The following is a 26,084-nucleotide window of genomic DNA, read 5'->3' as shown; positions in this document are numbered from 1 at the left end:
CGCAGGCTGGTGGTGGAGGGGCAGACGCAGAGGACAGCGCTGCTTGGCTGCCCCTCCACCACTCGGCTAACGCCGAGCGGTCCCCCTCCCCGTGCCGGGGAGGTTTGACGAAAAGCCATCACGCCGCCGCCTTCACCGCGTCGCAAATGCTGTCGACGACGCGCTCGACCAGCGCAGCTTCGTCGCCCTCGGCCATGACGCGGATCACCGGCTCGGTGCCCGATGGGCGGATGACGAGGCGGCCGTTGCCCGCCAGTGCCGCCTCGCCGTCGGCGATTGCCGCCTTGACGCTGTCGGCCTCGAGCGGCTTGCCGCCGGCGAAGCGGACGTTCTTCAGCAATTGCGGCAGCGGATCGAAGCGGTGGAGCACCTCGCTGGCGGGGGCACCGGCGCGCCTGACCTCGGCCAGCACCTGAAGCGCGGCGACCAGGCCATCGCCGGTGGTCGCATAGTCCGACAGGATGATGTGCCCCGACTGCTCGCCGCCGACGTTGAAGCCGCGCGCGCGCATGCTTTCGAGGACATAGCGGTCGCCGACCTTGGTGCGCACGAGCCCGAGCCCCTGTGCCGACAGATGCCGCTCCAGCCCCAGGTTCGACATCACGGTCGCCACCAGCCCGCCGCCCTTAAGCCGCCCGGCGCGCGCCCAGCCGGCGGCGATCGTCGCCATCAGCTGGTCGCCGTCAACCACGCGGCCCTTCTCGTCGACGACGATCAGCCGGTCGGCATCGCCGTCGAGCGCGATGCCGATCGCCGCACCGGCCGCGACCACCGCCTCGCCCAGCGCCGCGGGCGCGGTCGAGCCGACGCCGTCGTTGATGTTCGTGCCGTCGGGGGTGACGCCGATCGTCACGACGTCGGCGCCGAGTTCCCACAGCGCGGCGGGCGCGACCTTGTACGCGGCGCCATTGGCGCAATCGATGACGATGCGCATGCCGTCGAGGCGCAGGTTTTCGGGGAAGGTCGACTTGGCGAAGTGGATGTAACGCCCCTGCGCGTCGTCGATCCGCTTGGCGCGGCCGATCTGGTTCGCGGGGACGAGGGGAACGTCGCCGTCGATCAGCGCCTCGATCGCGGCCTCCGCCTCGTCGGACAGCTTGTAGCCGTCGGGACCGAACAGCTTGATGCCATTGTCGGCGAAGGGGTTGTGGCTTGCCGAGATCATGACGCCGATATCGGCGCGCATCGACTGGGTCAGCATCGCCACCGCCGGGGTCGGCATCGGCCCGACCATGATGACGTCCATTCCGACGCTGGTGAAGCCCGCGACCAGCGCCGATTCGAGCATATAGCCCGACAGGCGCGTGTCCTTGCCGATCAGCACGCGGTGGCGATGGTCGCCGCGCTGGAAATAGGCGCCGGCGGCCATGCCGACCTTCATTGCCATCGCCGCGGTCATCGCGCCGGCGTTGGTCAGACCACGAATCCCGTCGGTGCCGAAATATTTTCTTGCCATGATCCCTCGCGACCGCTCCGCTATGCGCCCCGCTTCCATAACGCCAGCCAGTGATAAGGGCGAGCATGAGCCAAGCCTCCCGCATTCTATTGTCGCTCGTCCTGGGGCTCGCGATCGGCGTCGTCCTCGCCGCGCGGGTGCCAGTCGCGGTCGAACCGACGATCGCGGTCGCGGGGCCGGTGGGCACGGCGTGGCTGAACGCGTTGCAGATGACGATCATCCCGCTCGTCGTCTCGCTGCTGGTCACCGGCGTCGCGGCGACGGCGGAAGCGGCTCAGGCCGGACGGCTGGCCGCACGGGCGATCGCGCTCTACGTCGGGTTTCTGGCCTTTTCGGCGACGCTGGCGGCGGTGCTGACGCCGCTGTTCCTCGACCTCGTCCCCCTGCCCGCCGCCTCCGCTGCCAGCCTGCGCGCCGCGTTGACCGGCGTGGAGCAGCCCGCCGCCGCGCCGGCGCTCGGCGCGTTCATCGCCGGGGTGGTGCCGACCAACATCGTCAAGGCGGCGGTCGACAACGCGTTCCTGTCGCTCATCATCTTCACGCTGGTCTTCGCCTTTGCGATCATGCGCATCAATCGCGAGGGCCGCAGCCTGCTCGTCGCCTTCTTCACCGCGCTGCGCGACACGATGCTGGTGGTGATCGACTGGGTGCTGTGGATCGCGCCGCTCGGCGTGTTCGCGCTGGCGCTGGTGGTCGGCGCGAAGGCGGGCGGCGGCGCGTTCGGCGCCCTGGTCCATTACATGCTGACCGTCAGCGCGGTGGGCTTCGTCATGTCGCTGTTCGCCTATCCGGTCGCGGTGATCGGCGGGCGGGTGTCGCTGGCACGCTATGCCCGAGCGGTCCTGCCGAGCCAGGCGGTCGCGATCAGTACGCAAAGCTCGATCGGATCGCTGCCGGCGATGCTGGAGGGCGCGCGCGAGCTTGGCGTGCCGGTGACGACCGCGGGCGTCACGCTGCCGCTGGCGGTGGCGCTGTTCCGCGCGACCGGGCCGGCGATGAATTTGGCCGTGGCGATCTATGTCGCCCACTGGTTCGGCGTGACGCTGTCGCCGGTGGTGCTGGCGATCGGCGTCGTCGTGGCGACGCTAACCTCGCTGGGATCGGTCAGCCTGCCCGGTACGATCAGCTTCGTCAGCGCGATCGCGCCGATCGCGTCGGTGATCGGGGCCCCGCTGGCGCCGCTTGGGCTGCTGGTCGCGGTGGAAACGGTGCCCGATATCATGCGCACGCTGGGCAATGTGATGTGGGACGTCGCGACGACGACGCTGCTGCACCGGCGCGGTGGCGGCGAGGCGTTGTCCGCGCAAGAGCCGATCGACGACGCCTGACCCGGAACGAAACGCGTCCGGCCGCGTCGGTGCGGGATGCGCGTCGTCACCCTGCCCGCCCCCGACGATTTCGACGCGTGGCGCGATGCGGCGCGCGGGCTCGCCGCGGAGCAGGTGCCGCCCGACGATGTCGTCTGGCAGGTCGGCGATACCGTCACCGACCTTTTCGCCGGGACGGGAGACGCACCCCCGCCGCCCGCCGCCTCGCCGGGCTTTTCGGTGCCGCGCGCCTTCATCGACCTGGCCCGCAAGGTGGCGATGGCCAACGATCCCGAGCGGTTCGCGCTGCTCTACACGCTGCTCAGCCGGCTGCGGCGCGAGCCCAGGCTGATCGAGGATCGCGCCGACCCGCTGATGCGGCGGCTGGAGGTGATCGCCAAGAACGTCGGCCGCGACATCCACAAGATGCGCGCCTTCCTGCGCTTTCGCGAGGTCGAGGACGACGAGGGCAGCCGCTACGTCGCCTGGTTCGAGCCCGAGCATCATATAGTTCGCGCCAACGCGGCCTTCTTCGTCAACCGCTTCGCCTCGATGCGCTGGTCGATCCTGACGCCCGAGGTGTCGCTGCACTGGGACGGCAAGGCGCTGACCGAAGGGCCGGGCGCGACCAAGGCCGACGCGCCCGACGGCGATCCGACCGAGGAAGTGTGGAAGACCTATTACGCCAGCATCTTCAACCCGGCGCGGGTGAAGGTGGGCACGATGCTGCGCGAGATGCCGCGCAAATATTGGAAGAACATGCCCGAGACGGAGCTGGTGTCGCAGCTGATCGCGGGCGCGCAGGCGCGGGAGAGCGGGATGATCGAGACGGCGCGGACCAGTGTCGGCGGCAATGCGCTGGCCGCGTGGGAGGCACTGCGCGAAGAGGCGATGGGCTGTACCCGCTGCCCGCTGTACAAGGATGCGACGCAGACGGTGTTCGGCGAAGGCCCGATCGACGCGCCGCTGATGTTCGTCGGCGAGCAGCCGGGCGACCAGGAGGATCTGGCCGGGCATCCGTTCGTGGGACCCGCGGGCCAGCTGTTCGACCGGGCGCTGGCGGAGGCGGGCGTGGACCGCTCACGCGCCTATGTCACCAATGCGGTGAAGCACTTCAAATACGAGTTGCGCGGCAAGCGGCGGATCCACTCAAAACCCGGCGCGGGTGAGATCGAGGCGTGCCGCTGGTGGATCGAGCAGGAGCAGGCGCGGGTGAAGCCGGCGCTGACGGTGGCGCTGGGCGCGACGGCGGCACGGTCGCTGTTCGGTCGAGTGGTGACGATCGGCCGCGAACGGGGGAAGCGGATCGACCTGCCGAGCGGCGGCGCGGCGATGATTACCGTCCACCCGAGCTATCTGCTGCGGCTGCCCGACGAGGCGGCGCGGGCGGAGGAATATGCGCGATTCGTCGAGGAACTGCGGATGGCGGGCGGGATGGTTTGATTGCCTCCCTGCCCCCCCCCCCCCCCCACCAAGCCGTCATCCTGAACTCGTTTCAGGATCTGCTTGGGGGGAGGGCCGTCTACGCCACGACGAGATGCTGAAACGAGTTCAGCATGACAGCTTTTTGGAGGGGGCAGGCAGCCCACTCACCCGAATGTCTTCGGGTCCGGCCCCAGCCGCTCGCCGCAGTCCATGCCGTCGAGCGCGACCATGTCCTCGTCGTCGAGCGTCAGGTCCTGCGCGGCGAGATTGTCGGTCAGGTGGTCATGGCTCGATGCCTTGGGGATGACCGAATAGCCCTTGGCGAGGTGCCACGCGATCACGACCTGCGCCGGCGATCGGGCATGCTTGCCGGCGATCTTTTCGATCACCGGATCGGTCAGCAGCGACTTGCCCTGGCCGATCGGGCTCCAGCTCTGCGTGACGATGCCCGCGGCCTGGTGATACGCCACCTCTTCGCGCCGCTGGAACCGCGGATGAAGTTCGATCTGGTTGACCGCGGGGGTGACGCCGGTCGCCTCGATGATCCGGTCGAGATGCTCGGGCAGGAAGTTCGACACGCCGATCGAACGCGTCAGCCCGGCATCGCGCAGGCTCACCAGCGACTTCCAGGCGTCGACATAGCGATCGGCGGTGGGGACCGGCCAGTGGATCAGATAGAGGTCGACCGCATCGACGCCAAGCAGCGCCAGGCTTTCGTCCAGCGCCGCGCGGGGATCGCCCTGGCGGTCGTTCCACAGCTTGGTCGTCAGGAACACGTCGGTCGCCTTCACGCCCTCGCCGACGCCACGTTCGTTGTCGTAGATCGCGGCGGTGTCGACCAGGCGAAAGCCGGCATCGATGCCCTGGCGGACGATCGTCGCCGCCTGGGCGTCGGGGATCTGATACGTACCCATGCCGAGCTGGGGCATGGTGCGGCCATCGTTGAGGGTAAGATCAGTCATGGCGCGCCAAACCGTCAACGGCGGTGCGGGTTCCCGCGAGCGGTTGACCATCGCGGCGCCTTCGCCCAAGCGGCAATCCCATGTTCGAAAAGATCCTGGCGGTCCTCGCCACCTTCACGATCTGGGTGATCTCGACCGGCGGCTATACCGGCATCGCGATCCTGATGGCGATCGAGAGCGCGTGCATCCCGCTGCCGAGCGAGATCATCATGCCGTTCGCCGGCTATCTGGTGTCGACCGGGCGGTTCGACCTGTATCTCGCCGCGACGGCGGGGGCGATCGGGTGCAACCTCGGGTCGATCGTCGCCTATGAGGTGGGCAAGCGCGGCGGGCGGCCGATGGCGGAGCGTTGGGGCCGCTACGTGCTGATCGGGCCGGGCGAACTCGATGCCGCCGACCGCTTCTTCGCGCGCTGGGGCTCGGCGGCGGTGCTGATCGGGCGGCTGCTGCCCGTCATCCGCAGCTTCATCGCCTTTCCCGCGGGCGTCGCGCGGATGCGGCTGGTGCCGTTCCATGTCTATACCTTCATCGGCAGCTGGCCGTGGTGCTTCGGCCTCGCCTGGGTCGGCATGAAGCTGGGCGACAAGTGGAACAGCGACCCGCGCGTGAAGGCGGCGTTCCACCAGGCCGACCTTGCGATCGGCCTGGTGCTGGTGGCGCTGGTCGCCTTCTACATCTGGCACCGCGTGCGCGGGCTCAGGAAAAGCCGCGCCTGATCGCCAGCGCGCGTAGCTCGTCGTCGCGGGTCGGCGCAAGCGTGCGACCGCGTGCCTTCACCGCCTCGACCAGCGCCGCGCCCGCCCGCTCCGGCGAACCGGCGTCGAACGGCGGATGCGGATCATATTCCAGGCTGAGCTGCACCGCCTTGGCGTGATCCTCGCCGCGGATCAGCGCGGTTAGCGTCAGGGCGAAGTCGATGCCCGCGGTGACGCCGCCGCCGGTCACGCGGTTGCGATCGACGACGACGCGCTCGGCCACCGGCTCCGCACCGAACAGCGGCAGATGGTGACGCTGCGCCCAGTGGCAGCCGGCGCGATAGCCCCGCAGCAGCCCCGCCGCGCCGAGGATCAGCGATCCGGTGCAGACGCTCGTCACCCAGGTCGCGCGCTCGCCGACGCTGCGGACCCATTCGATCGTCTCGTCGTCGGCGATCGCCGCGTTGGTGCCGAAGCCGCCGGGCACGCACAGGATGTCGGCGCCAGGCACGTCGTTAAAGCTGGCGGTCGGCAGGATCGAGAAGCCGGCATCGGTCGGCACCGGATCGCGCATCTTCGCAACCAGATGAAGCGTCGAATCGCCGAGCCGCGCGAGTACCTGCGCCGGGCCGGTCAGGTCGAGCTGGGTGACGTTGGGGAACAGCAGGAAGGCGATCGTCATCGGCATGGGGCAACCTCCGTCAAGCGTGGTGCCCAGGCGCGCGGCGTTCAGGCTCGCGCTTCCCCGTGGTCGTCCACCGATGCGCCAGTCACGCGAGCGGCGTCAGGATAGGCTCGGCCCGCCGCCCAGACAAGCCAGGCGAGCATCACGGTGGCGACCGCCGCCCATAGCGCGAAGCCGTGCCACGGCGTCCAGCCGAACCATTCCGACGGGGCCGTGCGCAGCTCGCCGTTGAGGAAGTGGGGCTGGATCACGCCGCGCCACAGCTGCCAGTCCCAGCCCTGCGGCCCGAAGATCTCCGCCGCGGCGACCATCGCGTTGATCGCGATCGACACGGTCAGTACGCCCAGCGTCAGCCCGCGGACGGCGGCGCCGCGGAACGCCGCCCACCACGGCGCCAGCCCCAGCGCGAGCGCGCCTGCCAGCGGCATCGCGATGCGCGGACCGGTGGTGTTGCCGCCCTCCCAATAGACATAGGCGGCGTTGACCAGCAGCGAGGCGGCGGCGACGGTGGCGGCGGTGATCGCCAGCCCGCGCGTATCGCGGCGCTCGGTCAGCATCGCCAGCCCCGGCGCGGCGAGCAGCAGGATGGGCGCGACCCAGACCAGGCCGACCTTCGTCCCGAACAGGATCTGCCAGAGCACCATGGGCCGCGGCCAGGTGAGGCCGAACAGCCCCTGCTGCATCCCCTGCCACCCGACGACACCCGAATAGCTGACGCGGAACGGCGTGCCGAACGCGACGATGTTGTAGATCGCGAGCGGAAGCAGCGCGACAAGCCCGGCGATCAGGAAGGCCGCGAGCAGTGTCCGGCGATTGCGACGGCCTGCGCCCCGCGCCAGCGCCCAGATACCGATCGCGCTGCCGGCGATCACCGCCTGATGCTCGACCACCACCGCTGCGCCCAGCGCCAAGCCGGCGACGACAGCGTGGCGCATCGCCCGTGCCTCGCCCATCCGCCATACCGCCCAGAGCGCGATCACGTAGAGCGCGGCGACGGGGGCATGGCCCAGGATCGTCGTCGACCAGCCCCAGATCGGCGTGCCCAGCGCATAGCCGAGCGCGGCGATCAGCCCGGCGCCGACGCTGCCCGTGACCGCGAGGCCAAGGTCGAACAGCAGTACCGCGGCGATGGCGGTCAGCACCGCGCTGATCGAGGCGGCGGCGAGGCGAAGCCGCAAACGGGTAAAGCGCGCGAGCAGATCGTTGCCGAGCCATTTGTCGAGCGGCCCCGCCCGTTCGCCGGTGACGCGATCGGCGACCCACGCCGCGGGCAGCGCGGCGATCGTCATGCCCGGCGCCTTGTCGGAATAGAAATGGTCGCCGAACTGCGCCTTGTCGACTGTCATATGGGCGTATTCGTCGATCGTCGCATCGCCGCTTTCGACGAGACTGACCGCCGCCCAGAGCCGGACCGCGTTGTTGGGATTGAACTCCCACGAGCCGAACCAGGCGGCGCTGAACCACACCAGCGCGAACAGGACGATGCGGAAGCGGCGCAGCGGCATGGGGGTGGCTTAACGCGAATGAGGGCCGGTACGACAGCCGAATTCCGTCATGCCGGAACGGGCCCGCCATCTGCGGTGCCGCTTGCTCCGCGGAGGTGGCGGTCGCCGAGCAGTGGAACAGCCCTGCCCTATCCTACTACCCTCATCCCGGCCTCGAGCCGGGATCCAACGTGCGGCAAGCGACTGCGCACCGTCGGCGCGAGTCGCTTGGGGAACCATGGAACCCGGCTCAAGGCCGGGATGACGAAGGGGTGTGGACTGACAATACGGACTTAAGGAACGCTGGCGTCCGCCTTCGCCTGGGCGCGGCGTTCCTTCGTGGCGGCGTTGGCGCGCTGGATGAAGCAGCCGGTTTGGCCGCCGGCGCCGACGGTCGAACAGCTGCCGATGCTGTTGGCGCCGACGCCCTCGTTCATCGTCCCCTGGGCGCGCGCGGCCCAGCTTTCGTTTTGCGGCGTCACCTGGAATTCGCGCAGTTCCTTCGGGACCCGATATTGTTCCTCGGCGCTACGGCGCTCGCAGACGATGACCTCGTTCCCTTCCGCGTCGGTCGGGCAGCGCTCGTTGCCGTAGAGGACGAGGACACCGTTGATCGGCGCGCGCTTGGGCACGACGCCCGGTGTCTGCGCCGTGCTGGCGCGTGTCACGGACTGGACCGGCGCACCCGGCAGCGCCGCCTGCTGTGCCATGGTCGGCGCGGCGAGGACCAACCCCGCGAGAATCAAACGCTTCACTGTCTTGCCTCTCCCGTCAGATCCGTTTCGCCGCGGCGATCGCGACCTTGCACCCCAGCCGGATCGCGGCGCTGAGCACCGGATAGCCGATCGCATTCTCCGCGCCATTGGCCAGCGCATGATCGCGATGCTCCAGCTCTTCGGCCTGGAAATCCGCGATCGCCTCGCTCAGCTCGGGGTCGCTGTCGCCCAGCGCCGCCAGCTGTTCGGCATAATGCTTGTCGATCTCGGTCTCGACCGCGGCGGTGCAGGCCATCGCCGCGTCGGGGCCGATCGCCGCCGTCACCGCGCCGAGCGCGAAGCCGGCGACGTTCCAGAACGGCTGAAACAGCGTCGGCCGCACGCCACGCTCGACGATCAGCTTGTCGAAGAAGGCGCGATGCCGCTCCTCCTGCGCCGCCATGTGATGGATGGCACGTGCCGAAGGATGGCGATCGCCCAGGATCGCGAGCTGCCCCGCATAGATGCGCGTCGCGCCATATTCGCCCGCCTGGTCGACGCGGATCATCGATTCGGTCGGGTGGGGCCGATCGCCCGGTTTCCAGCTCATCGCGCCTTCCTCATCATGCCCAGGATCAACGCAGCACCGGCCAAGGAGATCAACGCATTATAGCCGGCGAGCGAAATGCCCAGGAACCGCCACTGCGCGACGTCGCAAGGAATGACCGCGGTGTTCATGATCCGATCGAGCGTCGAGCCGCCGCTACCGAGCGAGCCGGTGCAGGCGGTGAAGCCGTTCCACCAGTGCCACTCGACCCCGGCATGGAAGACGCCGATCGCCCCCGAAATCGCGATCAGCAACGCGGCGACGATGATCAGCGATTTCGCGACCGAACGCTGCGGCACGACGAAGGCCAGCCCCGCCAGCACCACCGCCGCATAGTGCGGCCAGCGCTGCCAATGGCACATCTCGCACGGGTAGAGGTGAAAGAAGAGCTGGCCGATCCAGGCGCCCGCGAGCAGCGCGGCGGGGACGAGGAGCGCGAGGAGGCGGGCGAGGCGTTCGGAGGGGGTCATTGCGCCCCTCCCGCTACCTTCGTCATCCCGGCCTTGTGCCGGGATCCATGGCTCCCCAAGTGACTCGCGCCGACGCTACTCAGTCGCTCGCCGCACGATGGATCCCGGCTCAGGGCCGGGATGACGGGGGAGTGAGAGGCCATCACTTCACCGGCGGCTTGGTCGCCAGCGCGACCTGGGTCGGACCACCCAGCCGCGCGACCGTCTTCAGCGCATAATAGAGCTGGAAATCCTCGATCCCCTGCTTCTTCAGCTGCTCGGGCGTCATGCTGAAGCGCGGATCGGTCTTGGTATCCTCCTCCAGCACCGCATTGTCGGCCTTCACCTCGTTGATGAGGTGACGGCGCAGGTCGGCCTCGCGGAATACGGGGCGGGTCTTGTAGTCGGGGTCGCTGATCTGCGGCACGCGGATGTCGGGCTCGATACCGCCCTCCTGTACGCTGCGTCCCGACGGGGTGTAATAACGCGCGGTCGTCAAGCGAAGCGCGGTTGTGGGCCCGAGCTGGAGCAGCGTCTGCACCGATCCCTTGCCGAACGTCTTCTCGCCCATGATGAGCGCGCGGTGATGGTCCTGGAGCGCGCCGGCGACGATCTCACTCGCCGACGCGGTGCCCGGATCGGTCAGCACCACCACCGGCAGGCCGTGGGCATCGTCGCCGGGCTTGGCGAAGTAGCGCTCGATGTCGCTCTTCTCGCGCCCGCGCTGCGACACGATCTCGCCATGGTCGAGGAAGGCGTCGGATACCGCGATCGCCTGGGTCAGCAGGCCGCCGCCGTTCTCGCGCAGGTCGACGACATAGCCCAGAGGCTTGTGGCCGAGCGACTTGTCGATCGCCATGATCGCGGCGCGGGTGTCGGCGCCGGTGTTTTCGGAGAAGGTGTTGATGTTGATGTAGCCGACCTGGCCCCGCACTTCCCACTTCACCGGACGCTGGACGATCACCTCGCGCACCAGCGTGACGTCGAGCGGCTTGTCGCGGCCGGGGCGGACCAGCGTCATCGTGATCTTTGTGCCCGGCTTGCCGCGCATCAGCCCGATCGCCTCGTCGAGCGTGTCGCCGTAGATCAGCTTGCCGTCGATGTGGGTGATGTAATCGCCGGACTTCACGCCGGCACGCGCCGCGGGCGTATCCTCCTGCGGCGAGATCACCTTGACCGCGCCATCCTCCATCGAGACGGTGAGGCCAAGGCCGCCGTAATTGCCCTCGGTCTGAATCTTCAGATTTTGATAGTCGAGCGCATCGACATAGCTGGAATGCGGGTCGAGGCTCGACAGCATCCCCTGGATCGCGCCCTTGATCAGCGTCTTGTCGTCGACCTTGTCGACGTAATCCGCCTTGATCCGGTTAAAGACGTCCATGAACTGGTCGAATTCGCCATAGGTGTCGGCGTCGGTCGCGGCGAGCGCCTGCGTCGCCAGCGGCACCAGCGAGAGGGTGCCGAGGATCGCGGTCGCGGTCAGGAGCGGGCGGGCCATGGGATATCCGTGAAAAACTGCGGTTTGATGGGCTGTGTAGCGGCTTTGCCGGTGCGATCAAAGCGCGGTGACGCGTGAATGGAGGCTGACCGTCAGCCGATCAGCGCCGCGGCGTCGACCGGGCGTCTGCGGCGGCGCAGCTCGACGGTGACGCGGGGGTCGTCGCCCGTCGTGGCGCGGCCGAGCGGTGTGCCGAGTGCGACGCTGTCGCCGGGGCGAACGGCGGGGCGACCGAGACCGGTGACGAGCGAGGTCCAGCCGTCTTGATGGTCGATGACGACGATGATGCCATAGCCGCGGAACGGCGCGACATAGCGCACCCGCCCGCCCGCCGGCGCGACGATGGGGGCGCCCGGCGCGACCGCGAAGGCGAGCCCGCGCGAGCGGACGCCGGCATCGGAAATCTCGCCGAAACCGGTGACGACGCGCCCCTTGACCGGTGCGCGATAGATGCCGCGCGGCCGCCGCGGCGGCACCGTGCCGGGCGCGAGCGGGCGCGGCGGCGGACCGGGCAGGTCGACCAGCGCGGCGGCTGTGGTCGCGGCCTGCCCTTCCTCGCCCAGCCGATCGACGAGATCGCGCGCCTGCTCGCCCAGCGCCAGCGCGCGGTCCTCCTCGCTCATCGCATCGCGGCCGAATGAGGCGCTGCGGCGGCGGTGGTCGGCTTCGAGCGTCGCCAGCGCCACGCGGCTGCTCTCCAGCCTGGCGCGGCCGTCGCGCAAGGCGGCGGTGGCCTGGATCGATGCGGACTGAAGGCGGCGCGTCGCGTCGAGGTCGCGGCGGACGGCGGCGGAGCGAGTGCGCACCGCGGGCAGCGCGCTGCCGAGGACGGCGCGGATGCGGACGAGGTCGTCGACCGATCCCGGCTGGGCGAGCGCAACCACCGCCGGGCGGCGCGCCATCGCCTGCATTGCCGCGAGCAGGCGGGCGACCGGCGCCTGCTGTTCCGCGAGCCGCGCGCGGCGATCGGCGAGGAGGCGGTCGATCAGCCGGCTGCGCGCCTCGGCGGCGGCAAGATCGGCGGCGGCGGCGTCGACCCGGGCCGCCAGCGCGCGTTCGTCGGCCCGCGCTTTTTCAGCAGCGTCGCGCTCGCGCGCGGCGGCGGCGACCAGCATTTCGGCGCGCCGGGTGGCGGCCGCGGCGTCGCGGCGCGCGGTGGCGAGCCGGGCGCGCTGGTCGGCGACGCGGGTCTGGCTGGCGGCGGGGGTGAGAAGCAGGACCAGCCCAGCAACCGCCGTCATCCCCGCGCAGGCGGAGATCCATAAGCCCCGCCGCCGGGATAGAGCCGCGACTGCAGCGACTATGGATTCCCGCCTGCGCAGGAATGACGCGGGTGATGGCGAAGGCCGCGCCCCTTCCACCATCCCCTCGTCATGCTGAACTTGGTTCAGCATCTCCTCGCCCCATGCCGAACGGCTCGCGGCATGAGATGCTGAAACGAGATCAGCATGACGGAGGGGGTAGAGGGCGGCGGCCATCACCCCTCCCGATGATAGGGGTGGCCTGCCAGAATGCTCGTCGCGCGGAACAGCTGCTCGGCCAGCATCGCGCGCGCCATCATGTGCGGCCAGGTCGCGCGGCCGAACGATAGCAGCAGGTCCGCCTCCGCCCGCTCGGCATCGTCGAAGCCGTCGGCGGCGCCGATCAAGAACCGCGCCTCGCGCACCCCATCGTCGCGCCAGCGACCGAGCCGTTCGGCGAACGCCATCGAGGCCATGACCTCGCCCTTCTCGTCAAGCAGCACGCGGCGCGTCTGCGGCTCGAGCGCGGGCAGCCGGCCGCCCTTGTCGGGCAGCTCGGTGACCTTGGTCGGCCAGGCGATTCGCTTCAGATAACGTTCGACCAGCTCGCTCTCGGGAGAACGCCCGATCCGGCCGCGCGCGACGATGTGAAGGAGGATCAGCCCTGCCCCATCGCCGGCGGCGGCGGGGCATCGCCGAACGCCCACATCCGCTCCAGATTGTAGAACGAACGGACCTCGGGGCGGAACAGGTGGACGATGACGTCGCCGGCATCGATCAGCACCCAATCGGCGGTCGGCAGCCCTTCGATTCGCACCGGACGGCGGAACTCCGCCTTGATCCGCTCGGCCAGCTTCATCGCCATCGACGCGACCTGCCGCGTCGACCGGCCGCTCGCGATCACCATATGGTCGGCGATCGACGATTTGCCCGCGAGCGGGATCGACACGGTCTCGACCGCCTGGTCGTCGTCGAGCGACTGCATGATCAACTGATGCAGCGCCTCGACCTCCTGGGCGTCGGCGGCCTGGGGCGCGGGGGTGGTAGTCGGCAATTCAGCTCCTGGGTTGCCTGGACCGGCCGGGATGGCGGTGCCAGTCGGGATCGGCCGCACGGGCCTGCGTCGCGGAAGTCGGGTCGGGGCGGAAGCGCAGCAGCACGAGGGCCGGCAATCTCCACGTCGTCCAGTTCTTCGCCTCGCCTGCGGGGCGAACAGACCGCCGCAGCCAGCCCATCGCGGGGGCCGCGAGAGCATCGCCATCATATCCCGGTCGGGCGATCACCGCAATCGGGATCGAACGCGCGATCCCGCGCCAGTCACGCCAGCGGTGGAACTGGGCCAGATTGTCCGCGCCCATCAGCCAGATGAAGCGCCGCTTGGGATAACGCCGCTGGATCAGGCGGATGGTGTCGATCGTGTAGCGGGTGCCGAGCCGCGCCTCGAGATCGGTCGCGCGGATCGGCGCCCGCCGCGCCATCGCCCGCGCCGAGGCGAGCCGGGCGGCGAGCGGCGCCATGTCACGCGCGCCCGCCTTCAGCGGATTGCCCGGCGAGACCAGCCACCACGTCTCGTCGAGCGCCAACGCCCGCATCGCCGCGAGCGTCACGCCGCGATGCCCGCGATGCGCCGGGTTGAACGAGCCGCCGAGGAGGCCGGTGGGGGTCATGGATCGGTGCGCCAATTCTCATGCGCGTGACGCATCCGTACGATTTCGACCCCGCCCGGGATCACCCGATAGATCAAAAGATAGTCCGTGTTCTCGATCCGCCACTTCCTGGTTCCACCGCCGAACGCCGGACCAGCCGAGGGGAATTCGGCTAGAAACCGGCCAGCGGCAATAGCATCGCGTCCGATCCGATACGCGTACGTCACGCTGCGTTCGCGGTAATAAATGTCAGCCTTGGCCAGATCGTCACGCGCCTGGCGTGACCAGCGCGCCACACTCATTCAGCGGCGGCGGAGTGGTAACGCGCTTCGAACCAGGCTTCCATTTCTTCCTGGCTGTAGATTTCGCCCCGCTCGATGCAGTCGACCCCCTTCTGGACGTAGGCGGCGAGGTCGGCGTCCATCCGCGAGGCCGTTTCCAATACTGACACCACATACTCGTCGATCGACATGCCGCGCCAAGTCGCCGCCGCGCGCACCGCGTCGCTGAGGGGTTGAGAAAGCGATAGACCGATCGGCTGTTCCACCCAGAGAGGATATGGCGTCAGGACCTGCGCTTCAACCCCGCACCTGCCCCGTGCCAGTCCCGACCCATTTGTACGTCGTCAGCCCTTCCAGCGCGACGGGGCCGCGGGCGTGGAGGCGGCCGGTGGCGATGCCGATCTCGGCGCCGAGGCCGAATTCGCCGCCGTCGGCGAATTGGGTCGAGGCATTCCACAGCACAATCGCGCTGTCGACGGCGGCGAGGAAACGGCGGGCGATGCGCTCGTCCGCCGCAACGATCGCATCGGTGTGGTGCGATCCGTGCGCGGCGATATGCTCGATCGCCTGCTCGACGCCGCCCACGAACGCGACCGAGCAGATCGCGTCGAGATATTCGGTGTCCCAGTCCTCGTCGCGGACAGGCACGACGATCTCACCGATCGACGCCTCAAGGGGATCGCCGCGCACCTCGCAGCCTGCCCGTTGCAGCGCCTCGACCAGTTCGGCAGGACGCGGATAGTCGCGGTCGATCAGCAGCGTCTCCATCGCGCCGCACACCCCCGTGCGCCGCATCTTCGCATCGACGACCACCGCCTCCGCCATCGCCGGATCGGCGCTGGCATCGACATAGACGTGGTTGATGCCGTCGAGATGCGCCAGCACCGGTACGCGCGCCTCGGCCTGGACGCGCGACACCAGCCCCTTGCCGCCGCGCGGGACGACGAGGTCGACGATCCCCGCCGCGCCCAGCAGCGCGCCGACCGCGGCGCGATCCTGGGTCGGCACCAACTGCACCGCGTCGGCCGGCAGCCCAGCGTCGACCAGCCCCGCCACCACCGCGGCGTGCAAGGCGGCGTTGCTCTCGCGCGCCTCGCTGCCGCCGCGCAGGATCGCGGCATTGCCGGCCATCACCGACAGCACGGCGGCGTCGACCGTCACATTGGGGCGGCTTTCATAGACGATCGCGATGACGCCGATTGGCACCCGGACCCGTTCCAGCACCAGGCCGTTGGGCCGCTCGCGCCGATCGATGACGCGGCCGACGGGATCATCCAGCCCCGCCACCGCATCGACCGCCGCCGCGATCCCCGCGACCCGGGCTTCGTCGAGCCGCAGCCGGTCAATCATCGCCGGCGACAGGCCGGACGCCGCCGCCAGATCGCGGGCATTGGCGGCCAGGATCGCCGCACTATCGCGCCTGATCTGCGCCGCCACCGCGCGCAGCCCGGCCGCCTTGGTCGCGGTCGGCACCATCGCGAGCGTCCGTGCGGCATGACGCGAATGGACGCCCATCTCGACGATCAGCGCGGCGCAATCCTGGTCCATGGCTGCGCCCGCTATCACGCGCGCCCCCCTCGCGCCATCGCATCGGAGCCGTTACGATGCGCGGCATGACGGGGGAAGCGATCGCTGGCCATGGCCACGAGGACGGGGGCGCGTGCCTCAATTGCGGCACAACGCGGGTCGGCGACTATTGCCATGCCTGCGGCCAATCGGGGCATATCCACCGGTCGATGTCGGCGATCGGCCATGACCTCGCGCATGGCGTATTCCATTTCGAGGGACGCGCGCTGCGCACGCTGCCGATGTTGGCGACTCGGCCCGGCGAGCTGACGCGGCGCTATATCGCCGGCGAGCGCGCGCGCTTCGTCTCGCCGATGGCCTTGTTCCTGTTCATCGTGTTCGTGCTGTTCACGCTGCTCAGCATCCTCGGCGCGCATCTCGAGGCGCCGGCGCTGGATGGCGCGACCGCGCAACAGGCGCGCATCCAGATGGAGCAGAGCCTCGCGCGCAATGCCGCGCAGACCAGCACCCTCGCTACCCAGCGCGCCGCCGCCACGGACCCGGCCGAGATCGCGCGGCTCGACGGCAAGCTCCGCGAGCTCGCCGCCGAGACGCGCGCGACCCAGCTGGCGATGACGACGGCAGACCCGTCGGGCTGGCGCAAGCTGGGCGAGCTGAAGACGGGGTGGAAGCGGCTCGACAAGGGGCTGGCCAAGGCGGTCGAGAACCCCAACCTCATCCTCTACAAGCTACAGTCGAACGCCTATAAATTCGCCTGGGCGCTGATCCCGCTATCGCTGCCGTTCATGTGGCTGATGTTCCCGTTCAGCCGCCGGTTCGGGATGTACGACCATGCGGTGTTCGTCACCTATTCGCTTTGCTTCATGCTGCTGCTGGTGCTGGCCGTCAGCCTGTTCGCGCAACTGCCGGTCGGCAGCGGGCTCTATGGCCTCGTCATCACCGTCGCGATCATCGCGGCACCGATCCACATGTATAAGCAGCTGCGCGGCGCCTATGGCTGCGGGCGGATCGGGGCGTTCCTCCGGACGCTGTTGCTGTTCGTGATTTCCACCTGGGTCATCACGGTGTTCACGCTATTGCTGGTGGGATTGGGGCTGGTGGGTTGACGCGCGACGATAGTTCACGAGTGCCGGTCAGGCGGTGCTGGCCCAGATCCACAGCGCAAGTTTCGGAAACAGGGTCAGCGCTGCGATGGCCTGCGCCGGTCGTCTCAGCTTTTGCGCGAGAAGGTCCGCGTCGGGTCGACGAATGAAGCGTCTCCACACCAGGGCGACCACCACGCACCAAAGCACGGCGGACGCCCAGACCGGCCAGGCTATTGCTATCGGCAACCGGATCATAAACGCCGTTTGCACGTAAGTCGGCAGTGCCACGACCAGTGCGATGCCTGCCGACCAGAGGAAGACAGCCCGGCACGGCCGCGCTGCTGCGGGGGACGATGGCTGATCGGCAAAGAGAACCCGCGCTACCAACACCATGACGAATGGCGCGAATAGCAAGGCTACCGCTAAACCGATCATCGTCATAAAACCGTGCCGATCGAAATTGGCGAAGGGAACAGCGTCGTCAGGCGAAAATCGGCCGAGGGCGAAGCCGCATGACCAGGGCCGCAAAAGATAGGCTGCGAGACAGACCAACCACGCGAGCGAAGGCACCAAGCCGTTCGACTGCTTCGCTCGAGCTTTAGCCATGTGTTTGCGGTGGCGGTCGCAGTGGCCCGAGTTCCGTCAGCGCGCCTCGGCGATTGTCGCTTGGCGTGCGACCAGCTGCCAGCCGGCGGGGCGTTTCGCCCAGATATCGGTGAACGGCCGCATCACCTGCTTGCCGGCACCCGGCCCCTTCAGCGGCACCATGGTGTCGTAGCCCATCACCACCGTCATTTCCGGTTTTTCGCCGACGTAGGTGATGTGCTTGTGGAAGTCTTTGTAATCGAGGAATTCCTGCGCCATTGCCGCAATCACCTGCTCGCGAGTGAGAACGCGGTTGTCGGGCGAGTTGACGACGAAATCGTCCGCCCAGACGGTCCGCACGCCGGCGGCATCATGCGCCATCATCGCCTTGCCCAGCCGTCCATATGCGGCACCGATCTCGGGCGGCATGCGGACGCCGGGATCGAGCTGCGCGGCGATAGGGACTGCGATGACGAGGACGGTGGTGGCAAGGAGATGCTTGAGCATGATGCCGGCTCCTGGCTGATGCGATTCCGGCACGATGCGCCGATGTTGGGCGGGTCGCAACAGAGCGGTGGAGCCGATATCGGCGCGCCGTGATCGATCGATCGCGACGCGCCGAGCGATGCTTATCGCCGCGCCGCCTTTCCGCACGGATACATCTGCTGCATCACGCGGATGATCCCGTCCTTCAGCGGCATGCCCTGCTGACGTTCGGGGATGCGTTCCAGGCCGTCGATCATCTCGTTGACGCCGGGATCGGGGGCGCCGGCCGGCTTGCAATAGAGCGGCGGCTTGCCCGCGGCGCGGCGGGCATCGCGTTCGGCGCGCATCTGCGCGAGCGCGTCCATCGCCTCGGCTCGCAGCACGGGCAGATCGCCCGACAGCATCGCGGTGAGGCCGCCGTCGCGGAGCGGCTCGGCGCGTTCGAGGAACTCGCCGACGCTCATCTGCGCGGTGGCGGGCGTGGCGGTCAGCAGCAGGCTGGCGGCGGCAGCACATGCCGCAGTCATGATACGCAAAGGGCCGGTCCTTCCAATGTCGGAAAGACCAGCCCTTATCGTATGTTGGCTGACGCCTGGCTGAACCGGATCAGGCGCCGAGCGGACGGGCCTCGCCGAACGGACCCGACGGACGCCGCGTCTTGGGGATCGAGGTGCCGACCGCCGGCACCGACGAGGTCTTCGCGCCCGGCTCCGGCCGACCCAGATCCTCGCCCGCGATCAGCTTCTTGATCTCGTCACCCGACAGCGTCTCATATTCGAGCAGCGCACCGGCGAGCAGGTGCAGCTGATCGATATGGTCGGTCAGCACCTGCTTGGCGCGATGCAGACCACCCTCGACGATCGACTTGATCTCGTCGTCGATCAGCTGCGCGGTCGCGTTCGACATGCGAACCGGCTGCGACGACGAATAGCCGAGGAAGCTCTCGCCCTCCGGCTGGGCATATTCGACCGGCCCGACCTTGTCCGACATGCCCCATTTGGTGACCATGTCGCGGGCAAGGCCGGTGGCGTACTGGATGTCGCCGGACGCGCCCGACGATACCTTGTCATAGCCGAAGATCAGTTCCTCGGCGATGCGGCCACCCATCGCGACCGACAGGTTCGCGTACATCTTGTCGCGGTGATAGCTGTACGAGTCGCGCTCCGGCAGGCGCATCACCATGCCCAGCGCGCGGCCGCGCGGGATGATCGTCGCCTTGTGGATCGGGTCCGATGCCGGCTCGTGGATCGAGACGATCGCGTGGCCCGCCTCGTGATAGGCGGTCATCCGCTTCTCGTCCTCGGTCATGACCATGCTGCGACGCTCCGCGCCCATCATGACCTTGTCCTTGGCCTCTTCGAACTCGGCCATCGCGACGAGGCGCTTCGACTTGCGTGCCGCCATCAGCGCCGCCTCGTTGACGAGGTTGGCGAGATCGGCGCCCGAGAAGCCCGGCGTACCGCGCGCGATGGTGCGCGCATCGACGTCGGGCGCCAGCGGGATCTTCTTCATATGGACTTCGAGGATCTTGATCCGCCCCTCGATATCCGGGCGCGGCACGACGACCTGGCGATCGAAGCGGCCCGGCCGCAGCAGCGCGGGATCGAGCACGTCGGGACGGTTGGTCGCCGCGACGATGATGATGCCCTCGTTCGCCTCGAAGCCGTCCATCTCGACGAGCAGCTGGTTCAGCGTCTGCTCGCGCTCGTCGTTGCCATTGCCGAGGCCGGCGCCGCGATGGCGGCCGACCGCGTCGATCTCGTCGATGAAGACGATGCACGGCGCCGACTTCTTCGCCTGCTCGAACATATCTCGGACGCGGCTGGCACCGACGCCGACGAACATCTCGACGAAGTCCGAACCCGAAATGGTGAAGAACGGCACGCCCGCTTCACCCGCGATGGCGCGAGCGAGCAGCGTCTTGCCGGTGCCGGGCGAGCCGACCAGCAGCGCGCCCTTCGGAATCTTGCCACCGAGACGCGCGAACTTGGTTGGATCCTTCAGGAAGTCGACGATCTCGGTCAGCTCGGCACGCGCCTCGTCGATGCCGGCGACGTCGTCGAAGGTGACCTTGCCTTCCTTCTGCGTCAGCATGCGCGCGCGGCTCTTGCCGAAGCCCATTGCGCCGCCGCCGGTGTTCTTCTGCATCTGCTTCAGTACGAAGAAAGCGATGCCCAGGAACAGCAGGAACGGCATCGCCTGGTACAGCAGCAGCAGCCAGACCGAGGTCGCTTCCTCGGGCTTCGCCGCGATCGTCACGTTCTTGTCGCGCAGCTTCTGCACGAGCGACGGATCCTGGATCGGGTAGGCGCGGAACTTCTCGCCGTTCGACAACGTGCCCGAAATCAGCTCGCGGCCGATGTTGACGTCCTTCACCGTGCCTTCGTCGACCTTGTCGAGGAAGGTGGAGTAGGCGATCGTGTTGCCGGCCGGGGTCGCGGTCTTGCCGTCGAACAGCGTGACGAACAGCGCGAGCGCGAGGAGGATGCCGACCCAGATCAGCAGGCTCTTCATCCAGGGGTTTCCACCCCCGCCGCCGTTGCCATCCTGGCCTGGACGCTTGTCGTTGTCGTTCATGCGCTACCTTTCGTTGTCGCAAGATAAGCGCGCGGAGGTTAATGGCAATGGAACGAGCCGACGCTTTTGGTCGATCAGTGTGTTCGACGCGCCGGAGCCGCACGGAAACGCCACTGGTCGCGCTTCGCCGAACCGAGCACCCCGGCCTGGGTCGCGCGCCGGCCGTCGCCCAGCGCGTCGAGCAGCGCTTCGACATTGGCCGATTCGCTCCAGGCGGGCGCCGTGATCCCGGCGGCATCGCGAACCGCCCCGATCGCCCGGCGTGCGAGCCGGCGGCGCAGCTCGCGCGGCAGCGAGGCGACGTCGATCGTGACCGCACCGTCGACCACCTGCGCCCGCGTGTCCCACAGCCAGGCGGCGGCCGTGCGCCAGTCGGCATCCGCCTCCGCCAGCAGCGCCGCGGCCCTGGCGAGCTGCGGGGGGCCGAGCCATTCGTTGCCCTCGATCAGGCGGCGGAAGCGCGTTCGGTCGTGCGCGGGGTCGTGATTGGCCGGATCGTCGACGAACGGCACCTCGAGCCGCCGTACGATCGCGCGCAGTTCGGCCCGCCGCCAGTCGAGCAGCGGGCGGACGACGGGGACGCCATCGACCTCGGTGCGGACGCGAACCCCGGCGAGCCCCGCCAGTCCCGATCCGCGCGCGGCGCGCATCAGGAAGGTTTCCGCCTGGTCGTCGACATGGTGCGCGGTCGCAATCGCCGCCGCGCCGATCCGCTTCGCCTCCGCGCCGAGCAGGCGATAGCGGACGATCCGCGCCTGCGCCTGGATGCTGGCGCCCGCGATAGGCTCGTCCGGCACCAGCGTGGCATGGGGCACGCCGATCGTGGCGCAGTGGTCGGCGACCATCGCCGCTTCCGCCGCGGCTTCCGCCCGCAGCCGATGGTCGACCGTCGCCACCGCGATCCGGCCGGGCCATGCCGCGGCGGCGAGCGACAGCATCGCCATGCTGTCGGGCCCGCCCGATACCGCAAGCAGGACCGGCGCCGCCGGTTTGCCGATCAGCGCGGTCAGCGATGCATCGAACCGAGCGACCTCGATGTCGACGAAATCAGTTGCACTTGGCGGCGGCACGGCCCTTCGCGACATCGGCCTTCATCCCCGCGGAAATCTTTGCACCATAGACGTCGGTCAGCTCGCCATAGACCTTGCAGGCGTCGGCCGGCTTCTTGAGCTGGACCAGCGCCTGCGCCAGGTAATAGAGGCTTTCCGGCGCCCGCTCGCCATCGGGCATCTTCTTGTAATTGTCGTAAAACGCCATCGACGCGAGGCTGGGCTTGCCCTCGTCGAGATAGGCCCGGCCGAGCAGGTTCTGCGCGAAGCTGGCGCGGCGGTGCTTCGGATAGGTGGCGACCACCTTCTTCAGCTGCGCCTCGGCCTCGGGATATTGCTTCGCCTGCCACAGGCGATAGCCGTAGAGATATTCGTCCTCGGGCGTGTCGCCGGTCGACGGCTTGACCACGCCGGTCGGCTTGGGACTGGCAGCGGCGGTGGTTTCGCCGCGAGCGCTCGGCCGGTCGATCGGCGGCGTCACCTCGCTTGGCGCGGGACGCGTCGTCGGGCGACTAGGCGCCGGGGTCGGCGTCGCGGCGTCATCACCCTCCAACGGCGCGCTTCCCGTCGCCGGTGCGATCGGCGCGGGGCCGGCGAGCGCCGCCAGCTTGGCGTCGGTGTCGCGCTTATAGGCCTCGAACGCCTGCTGCAGCTGGCGCTGACGATAGCCGGCCTGCTCGATCTGATCGGTCATCGACGCCATCTGGCTTTCCAGCGAGGTCACGCGCTGGGTCAGGTCGGCGATCGCGCTGGTAGCGGGGACGCCGTCCTGCTCGATCGGCTGGTTGGGCGCGGTGATCTCGGGCTGGAGCGTCTGGCCGGCGCCGCCGGGGAAGACCTTGCGCTGGACGGCGCGCATCTCGCTTTCGAGACGGCCGACGCGGCCCTCGATATTCTGGGCCATGGCCGGCAGCGGGACGGCCAGGAGCGCGGCGGCGAGGCCGACGGTGGCGATACGCATGGAAAAACCCTCTGATACTGGGAGGATGAAAGGCATCACGGCGTCGGCGTGCTGCTCGGCGCCGGCGACGGAGGGGCGAAGGTCGGCGCTGGCAGCGGCTCGATCGCGCTAGGCGCCGCGGCGGTGGGACGCGAGCGCGGGGCGACGGCGGTCGTCGCCGGGGTCGCCGCAGCCGGCGCGCCCCCGGGCTGCCCCGACAGCCGCGCCTGCACCGCCTCGGCGCTGACGCGAACGTCCTTGATCGGTCGCGAGCCGTCGCCGAGCGGCGGAATCGCGGCGCCGTTGAGCGTCACCGACAGCTTGTCGGGCCGACCGACGTTGATCTTGGGATCGGCGGCTCCCTGCGGCACGTCGAAGCGGTCGCCCGCCTTCATCGTGCCGATGAACAGCGTCTTGTTCGCGGCGTCGTAGACGCGCAGCCAGACCTCGTCGTTGGCGGTCAGCGTCACCTGGCCCGGCCCGGTGGGCGTCGGCGAGGGCGCCGGAGCCGGCCGTACCGCCGGCGTGCCGGCGACGGCGGCGGTCTGGGCGGCGGCAGCCCGGTCGCTGGCGACGCCGCCGCGCATCAGGTCGGTGCCATACCACAGCGCGACGAGGATCAGCAGCGCCAGCGCGATGCCAGCCGCCGCGATCGCGACGCCGCGCGACGGTACGCGCGCCGGATCGGCGGTCTCATAAGGCACATATTCGGGCGTGCGCGGCCCCAGCCGATCAAGATCGCCGCGGATGTCGCGCGCCACCGCCACCTCGTCGAGACCGACCAGCCGGGCATAAGCGCGGGCGAACCCAACGGCATAGGTCGGGGACGGCAGGCTGGTGTAATCGCCCGCCTCGATCGCCTCCAGATGGCGCAGCGGAATGCGGGTCCGCGCGCCGACCTCGGCGGTCGTCAGTCCCTGGGCTTCCCGGGCCACGCGCAGGCGCTCGCCGACGCGCTTGGGCTCGGCGATCGCAGGGCCGGGATCGTGTTCGGTCATCTACTCAAAGTCCCCGCTTGGCGCTCGCCGACATGTTTCAGAGCCCCCGCCGAGTGTCAACGCGGGACAGGGCGGGTCATGCCAGTTCGACGCCCGCCTGCGCCGCCCAGTCGCGCAGCACGGTGCGCAGGTCGCGTGGCGGCTGGGCGAGCAGCGTCGCCATCCGCGCGGCGATGCCAGCACGGTCGAGACTGCGCACCATCGCCTTGATCGGCCCGACCGCGGCGGGGGTGATCGACAGCCGGTCGATGCCGATGCCGATCAGCGCCATCGCCTCGAGCGGACGCCCGCCCATCTCGCCGCACACCCCCAGCTGCACCCCCGCCTCGCGGCAGGGCCCGACCAGTTTCGCCAGGAAGCGTAGGATCGAGGGGCTGAGCCAGTCGTAGCGCTCAGCGAGCTTCGGATTGGCGCGGTCGGCGGCGAACAGGAACTGGGTCAGGTCGTTGGTGCCGACCGACAGGAACTGGATTCGTGGCAGCAGCAAATCGAGCTGTTCCGCCAGCGCCGGCACCTCGAGCATCGCGCCATAGCGGATCTCGCTCGGCAGCCGCTTGCCGCGGCCGGCCAGAAATTCGCGTTGCGCCTCGAACAGCGCCTTGGCCTCGTCGAACTCCCACGCCTCCGACACCATCGGGAACATGACGTTGAGCGTGCGGCCCGCCGCCGCCTCCAGCAGCGCGCGCGCCTGTGCCTTCATCAGGCCGTCGCGCTCGAGCGACAGGCGCAGCGCGCGCCAGCCCATCGCCGGGTTCTCCTCGTCCCCCGCCTCGACATTGAGATAGGGCAACGCCTTGTCGCCACCGATATCGAGCGTGCGGAAGATGACCGGGCGTTCGCCGGCGGCGTCGAGCACCTCGCGGTACAGCCGCTGCTGGCGTTCGCGCTGCGGCAGCGTCGCCGAGACGAGGAACTGAAATTCGGTGCGGAACAGCCCGATGCCGTCGGCGCCGGTGGTGTCGAGCGCCGCCGCGTCGTCGCGCAGGCCGGCATTGACCATCACCGTCACGCGGTGGCCGTCCTTCGTCACCGGCGGCACCTCGCGCAGCGCGGCGAAGGCGGCTTTGCGCTTCTGGCGCATCGCCAGCTTCGCCTCGAACGCCTCCTCCATCGCCGCCGACGGGCGGATGAAGACGTTGCCCTCGGTCACGTCGAGCAGCAGCAGGTCGCCCTCGTTGATCTGCCGCTTCACATCGCGCACGCGGCCCAGCACGGGCACGCCCATCGCCCGCGCGACGATGGTGACGTGCGCGGTCAGCGAGCCTTCCTCGAGCACCACACCCTTCAGCCGGCGCTTGTCATATTCGAGCAGTTCCGCCGGACCGAGGTTGCGGGCGATCAGGATCGTGTCCTGGCGAAGGCCGAGCTGCGCCGCGGTGCCCATCTGGCCCGACACGATTCGCAACAAGCGGTTCGACAGATCCTCGAGGTCGTGCATGCGGTCGGCGAGCAGCGGATCGTCGATCTGGCGCATGCGCTGGCGGGTGCGCTGCTGGACGCGCTCGATCGCCGCCTCCGCGGTCAGGCCGCTGTCGATCGCCTCGTTGATGCGCCGGCCCCAACCCTCGTCATAGGCGAACATCTTGTACGTCTCGAGAATCTCGTCATGCTCGCCGCCGACGCCGAATTCGGCCTGCGCGGTCATCCGGTCGATCTGCTCGCGCATCTTGTCGAACGCGGCGTAGACGCGGTGCCGCTCGGCATCGATGTCCTCGGCAACGGTATGCTCGACGACGACGCGCGGCTGGTGGAAGACCGCGAAGCCCGATCCCATGCCGTCGACCAGCTTCAGCCCCGGCATGCGGATCGCCGCAGTCGACTGCGGGCGCGCGGCGCTGCCCGACGCGGCGTCGACCAGCCCGGCGTTGGCGATCAGTTCGGACAGCACCATCGCGACGGTCTGAAGCGCCTCGATCTCGACGTCCTGGTACTTCCGCGGATCGGCATGCTGGACGGCGAGGACGCCGACCGCACGCTCACGGCGGATGATCGGCACTCCGGCGAAGCTGTGATAGCGCTCTTCCCCGGTTTCCGGGCGATAGGCGAAGTCGGGATGCGCCGCCGCCTCGTCGAGGTTCAGCACCTCGGCATGCTCGGCGATGATGCCGACCAGCCCCTCGCCCAGCGCCAGCTTGGTGACGTGAACGGCTTCCTTGGCGAGGCCGCGGGTCGCGAACAGCTCCAGCACGCCCTCGCGCAGCAGGTAGATCGAGCAGACCTCGCTATCTAGTGCCTCGGCGATGATCGCGACGACCGCGTCGAGCTTCGCCTGGGCCGGGTTTCTCCCCGCCATGACGTCGTGCAGCCGGGTCAGGATCTCACGGGCGGAGGCGGCGGCGGACATCGGCATGCTCTATCGCTAGCAGGACAGCGGACCCTACGTCACGCCGCAAATCTCGCGGTGTC

29 protein-coding genes and 1 riboswitch are annotated in these 26,084 nt (G+C 69.1%); of the genes, 7 read left to right on the top strand and 22 right to left on the bottom strand.

The features are described 5' to 3' along the window. Nucleotides 1-118: 118 nt before the first annotated feature. Nucleotides 119-1,456, bottom strand: a complete 1,338-nt coding sequence (gene glmM / locus GGQ80_RS13545) for a phosphoglucosamine mutase (RefSeq protein WP_183985725.1) — start codon at nt 1,454-1,456, stop codon at nt 119-121. Nucleotides 1,457-1,521: 65 nt separating this feature from the next. On the opposite strand from glmM, the gene GGQ80_RS13540 reads away from it, so the two are divergent. Then, the gene (locus GGQ80_RS13540) at nt 1,522-2,784 is read left to right on the top strand and encodes a dicarboxylate/amino acid:cation symporter (protein ID WP_183985723.1); all 1,263 of its coding nucleotides are present in this window, start codon (nt 1,522-1,524) and stop codon (nt 2,782-2,784) included. Between the two features lie 36 nt (nt 2,785-2,820). Beyond that, entirely contained in the window at nt 2,821-4,206 is a 1,386-nt protein-coding gene (locus GGQ80_RS13535) for a UdgX family uracil-DNA binding protein (RefSeq protein WP_183985721.1), read from the top strand. A gap of 146 nt (nt 4,207-4,352) precedes the next feature. Here the strand turns inward: GGQ80_RS13535 and GGQ80_RS13530 are convergent, their stop codons facing one another. Beyond that, the gene (locus GGQ80_RS13530; RefSeq protein WP_183985719.1) at nt 4,353-5,150 is read right to left on the bottom strand and encodes an aldo/keto reductase; all 798 of its coding nucleotides are present in this window, start codon (nt 5,148-5,150) and stop codon (nt 4,353-4,355) included. Between the two features lie 80 nt (nt 5,151-5,230). Here GGQ80_RS13530 and GGQ80_RS13525 point away from each other — a divergent pair, with 80 nt between their 5' ends. Next, nucleotides 5,231-5,866 (top strand): DedA family protein, encoded by a 636-nt coding sequence (locus tag GGQ80_RS13525; protein WP_183985717.1) that lies wholly within the window; start codon nt 5,231-5,233, stop codon nt 5,864-5,866. Here the strand turns inward: GGQ80_RS13525 and GGQ80_RS13520 are convergent. Continuing rightward, entirely contained in the window at nt 5,847-6,533 is a 687-nt protein-coding gene (locus GGQ80_RS13520; protein WP_183985715.1) for a DJ-1/PfpI family protein, read from the bottom strand. The genes GGQ80_RS13525 and GGQ80_RS13520 overlap by 20 nt on opposite strands. Nucleotides 6,534-6,550: 17 nt before the next feature. Next, nucleotides 6,551-6,629, bottom strand: a riboswitch (ZMP/ZTP riboswitch). A 114-nt stretch (nt 6,630-6,743) separates the two neighbouring features. On the opposite strand from GGQ80_RS13520, the gene GGQ80_RS18505 reads away from it, so the two are divergent. The 3 genes from GGQ80_RS18505 to GGQ80_RS18495 all read left to right on the top strand — a co-directional run bounded on the left by GGQ80_RS18505 (nt 6,744) and on the right by GGQ80_RS18495 (nt 7,841). Continuing rightward, the gene (locus tag GGQ80_RS18505; protein WP_246347084.1) at nt 6,744-6,998 is read left to right on the top strand and encodes a hypothetical protein; all 255 of its coding nucleotides are present in this window, start codon (nt 6,744-6,746) and stop codon (nt 6,996-6,998) included. 12 nt (nt 6,999-7,010) lie between these two features. Continuing rightward, nucleotides 7,011-7,241: a hypothetical protein gene (locus GGQ80_RS18500; protein ID WP_246347083.1), complete on the top strand. Its 231-nt coding sequence runs from the start codon at nt 7,011-7,013 to the stop codon at nt 7,239-7,241. Between the two features lie 417 nt (nt 7,242-7,658). Further along, the gene (locus GGQ80_RS18495) at nt 7,659-7,841 is read left to right on the top strand and encodes a hypothetical protein (RefSeq protein WP_246347082.1); all 183 of its coding nucleotides are present in this window, start codon (nt 7,659-7,661) and stop codon (nt 7,839-7,841) included. Nucleotides 7,842-8,307: 466 nt separating this feature from the next. Here the strand turns inward: GGQ80_RS18495 and GGQ80_RS13510 are convergent, their stop codons facing one another. The 11 genes from GGQ80_RS13510 to GGQ80_RS13460 form a co-directional block, all read right to left on the bottom strand. Then, nucleotides 8,308-8,769: a hypothetical protein gene (locus GGQ80_RS13510; RefSeq protein WP_343051057.1), complete on the bottom strand. Its 462-nt coding sequence runs from the start codon at nt 8,767-8,769 to the stop codon at nt 8,308-8,310. Nucleotides 8,770-8,785: 16 nt separating this feature from the next. Continuing rightward, entirely contained in the window at nt 8,786-9,319 is a 534-nt protein-coding gene (locus GGQ80_RS13505; RefSeq protein WP_183985713.1) for a demethoxyubiquinone hydroxylase family protein, read from the bottom strand. Continuing rightward, entirely contained in the window at nt 9,316-9,786 is a 471-nt protein-coding gene (locus GGQ80_RS13500) for a disulfide bond formation protein B (RefSeq protein ID WP_183985711.1), read from the bottom strand. The genes GGQ80_RS13505 and GGQ80_RS13500 overlap by 4 nt, the downstream gene beginning before the upstream one ends. 142 nt (nt 9,787-9,928) lie before the next feature. Beyond that, a complete protein-coding gene (locus GGQ80_RS13495; RefSeq protein ID WP_183985709.1) occupies nt 9,929-11,263 on the bottom strand; it encodes a S41 family peptidase in 1,335 nt (444 codons plus the stop codon). A gap of 92 nt (nt 11,264-11,355) precedes the next feature. Continuing rightward, entirely contained in the window at nt 11,356-12,504 is a 1,149-nt protein-coding gene (locus GGQ80_RS13490) for a murein hydrolase activator EnvC family protein (protein ID WP_183985707.1), read from the bottom strand. A gap of 236 nt (nt 12,505-12,740) precedes the next feature. Then, on the bottom strand, nt 12,741-13,163 hold the full coding sequence (locus GGQ80_RS13485; RefSeq protein ID WP_183986014.1) for a 23S rRNA (pseudouridine(1915)-N(3))-methyltransferase RlmH: 423 nt from the start codon (nt 13,161-13,163) through the stop codon (nt 12,741-12,743). Then, nucleotides 13,163-13,489 carry a ribosome silencing factor gene (rsfS, locus tag GGQ80_RS13480; protein ID WP_246347099.1) on the bottom strand — a complete coding sequence of 109 codons (327 nt, stop codon included), beginning with the start codon at nt 13,487-13,489 and terminating at the stop codon, nt 13,163-13,165. Before rsfS ends, GGQ80_RS13485 begins: the two co-directional genes overlap by 1 nt. Before the next feature lie 70 nt (nt 13,490-13,559). Next, nucleotides 13,560-14,171, bottom strand: a complete 612-nt coding sequence (locus GGQ80_RS13475; protein WP_183985703.1) for a nicotinate-nucleotide adenylyltransferase — start codon at nt 14,169-14,171, stop codon at nt 13,560-13,562. Next, nucleotides 14,168-14,452 carry a type II toxin-antitoxin system RelE/ParE family toxin gene (locus GGQ80_RS13470; RefSeq protein WP_183985701.1) on the bottom strand — a complete coding sequence of 95 codons (285 nt, stop codon included), beginning with the start codon at nt 14,450-14,452 and terminating at the stop codon, nt 14,168-14,170. Before GGQ80_RS13470 ends, GGQ80_RS13475 begins: the two co-directional genes overlap by 4 nt. Then, complete coding sequence (locus GGQ80_RS13465; RefSeq protein ID WP_183985699.1) at nt 14,449-14,697, bottom strand: hypothetical protein; 249 nt, start codon at nt 14,695-14,697, stop codon at nt 14,449-14,451. Before GGQ80_RS13465 ends, GGQ80_RS13470 begins: the two co-directional genes overlap by 4 nt. A 31-nt stretch (nt 14,698-14,728) precedes the next feature. After that, nucleotides 14,729-15,979, bottom strand: a complete 1,251-nt coding sequence (locus GGQ80_RS13460) for a glutamate-5-semialdehyde dehydrogenase (protein ID WP_183985696.1) — start codon at nt 15,977-15,979, stop codon at nt 14,729-14,731. Between the two features lie 56 nt (nt 15,980-16,035). Between GGQ80_RS13460 and GGQ80_RS13455 the strand changes: the two genes are divergently transcribed. Further along, the gene (locus GGQ80_RS13455) at nt 16,036-17,064 is read left to right on the top strand and encodes a DUF3667 domain-containing protein (RefSeq protein WP_183985694.1); all 1,029 of its coding nucleotides are present in this window, start codon (nt 16,036-16,038) and stop codon (nt 17,062-17,064) included. 27 nt (nt 17,065-17,091) lie between these two features. Here GGQ80_RS13455 and GGQ80_RS13450 read toward each other — a convergent pair whose 3' ends face one another. From GGQ80_RS13450 to ptsP, 8 genes are all read right to left on the bottom strand, one after another. Further along, nucleotides 17,092-17,613, bottom strand: a complete 522-nt coding sequence (locus GGQ80_RS13450; protein ID WP_221364392.1) for a hypothetical protein — start codon at nt 17,611-17,613, stop codon at nt 17,092-17,094. A gap of 72 nt (nt 17,614-17,685) precedes the next feature. After that, entirely contained in the window at nt 17,686-18,135 is a 450-nt protein-coding gene (locus GGQ80_RS13445; RefSeq protein ID WP_183985690.1) for a nuclear transport factor 2 family protein, read from the bottom strand. A 122-nt stretch (nt 18,136-18,257) separates the two neighbouring features. After that, nucleotides 18,258-18,650, bottom strand: a complete 393-nt coding sequence (locus tag GGQ80_RS13440; protein WP_425506058.1) for a hypothetical protein — start codon at nt 18,648-18,650, stop codon at nt 18,258-18,260. 70 nt (nt 18,651-18,720) lie between these two features. Then, nucleotides 18,721-20,691: an ATP-dependent zinc metalloprotease FtsH gene (gene ftsH, locus GGQ80_RS13435; RefSeq protein ID WP_183985688.1), complete on the bottom strand. Its 1,971-nt coding sequence runs from the start codon at nt 20,689-20,691 to the stop codon at nt 18,721-18,723. A gap of 74 nt (nt 20,692-20,765) precedes the next feature. Continuing rightward, the gene (gene tilS, locus GGQ80_RS13430; RefSeq protein ID WP_343051056.1) at nt 20,766-21,761 is read right to left on the bottom strand and encodes a tRNA lysidine(34) synthetase TilS; all 996 of its coding nucleotides are present in this window, start codon (nt 21,759-21,761) and stop codon (nt 20,766-20,768) included. Continuing rightward, nucleotides 21,739-22,701: a hypothetical protein gene (locus GGQ80_RS13425; RefSeq protein ID WP_183985684.1), complete on the bottom strand. Its 963-nt coding sequence runs from the start codon at nt 22,699-22,701 to the stop codon at nt 21,739-21,741. Before GGQ80_RS13425 ends, tilS begins: the two co-directional genes overlap by 23 nt. Before the next feature lie 35 nt (nt 22,702-22,736). Next, the gene (locus tag GGQ80_RS13420) at nt 22,737-23,678 is read right to left on the bottom strand and encodes a helix-turn-helix domain-containing protein (RefSeq protein ID WP_183985681.1); all 942 of its coding nucleotides are present in this window, start codon (nt 23,676-23,678) and stop codon (nt 22,737-22,739) included. 76 nt (nt 23,679-23,754) lie between these two features. Next, nucleotides 23,755-26,028 carry a phosphoenolpyruvate--protein phosphotransferase gene (gene ptsP / locus GGQ80_RS13415; protein ID WP_183985679.1) on the bottom strand — a complete coding sequence of 758 codons (2,274 nt, stop codon included), beginning with the start codon at nt 26,026-26,028 and terminating at the stop codon, nt 23,755-23,757. Between the last annotated feature and the right edge of the window lie 56 nt (nt 26,029-26,084).

It is taken from the genome of Sphingomonas jinjuensis (assembly GCF_014197105.1).
Lineage (GTDB): Bacteria > Pseudomonadota > Alphaproteobacteria > Sphingomonadales > Sphingomonadaceae > Sphingomonas > Sphingomonas jinjuensis.
Note: the sequence above shows the minus strand (reverse complement) of the source record. Positions and strands in the feature narration are given on the sequence as shown.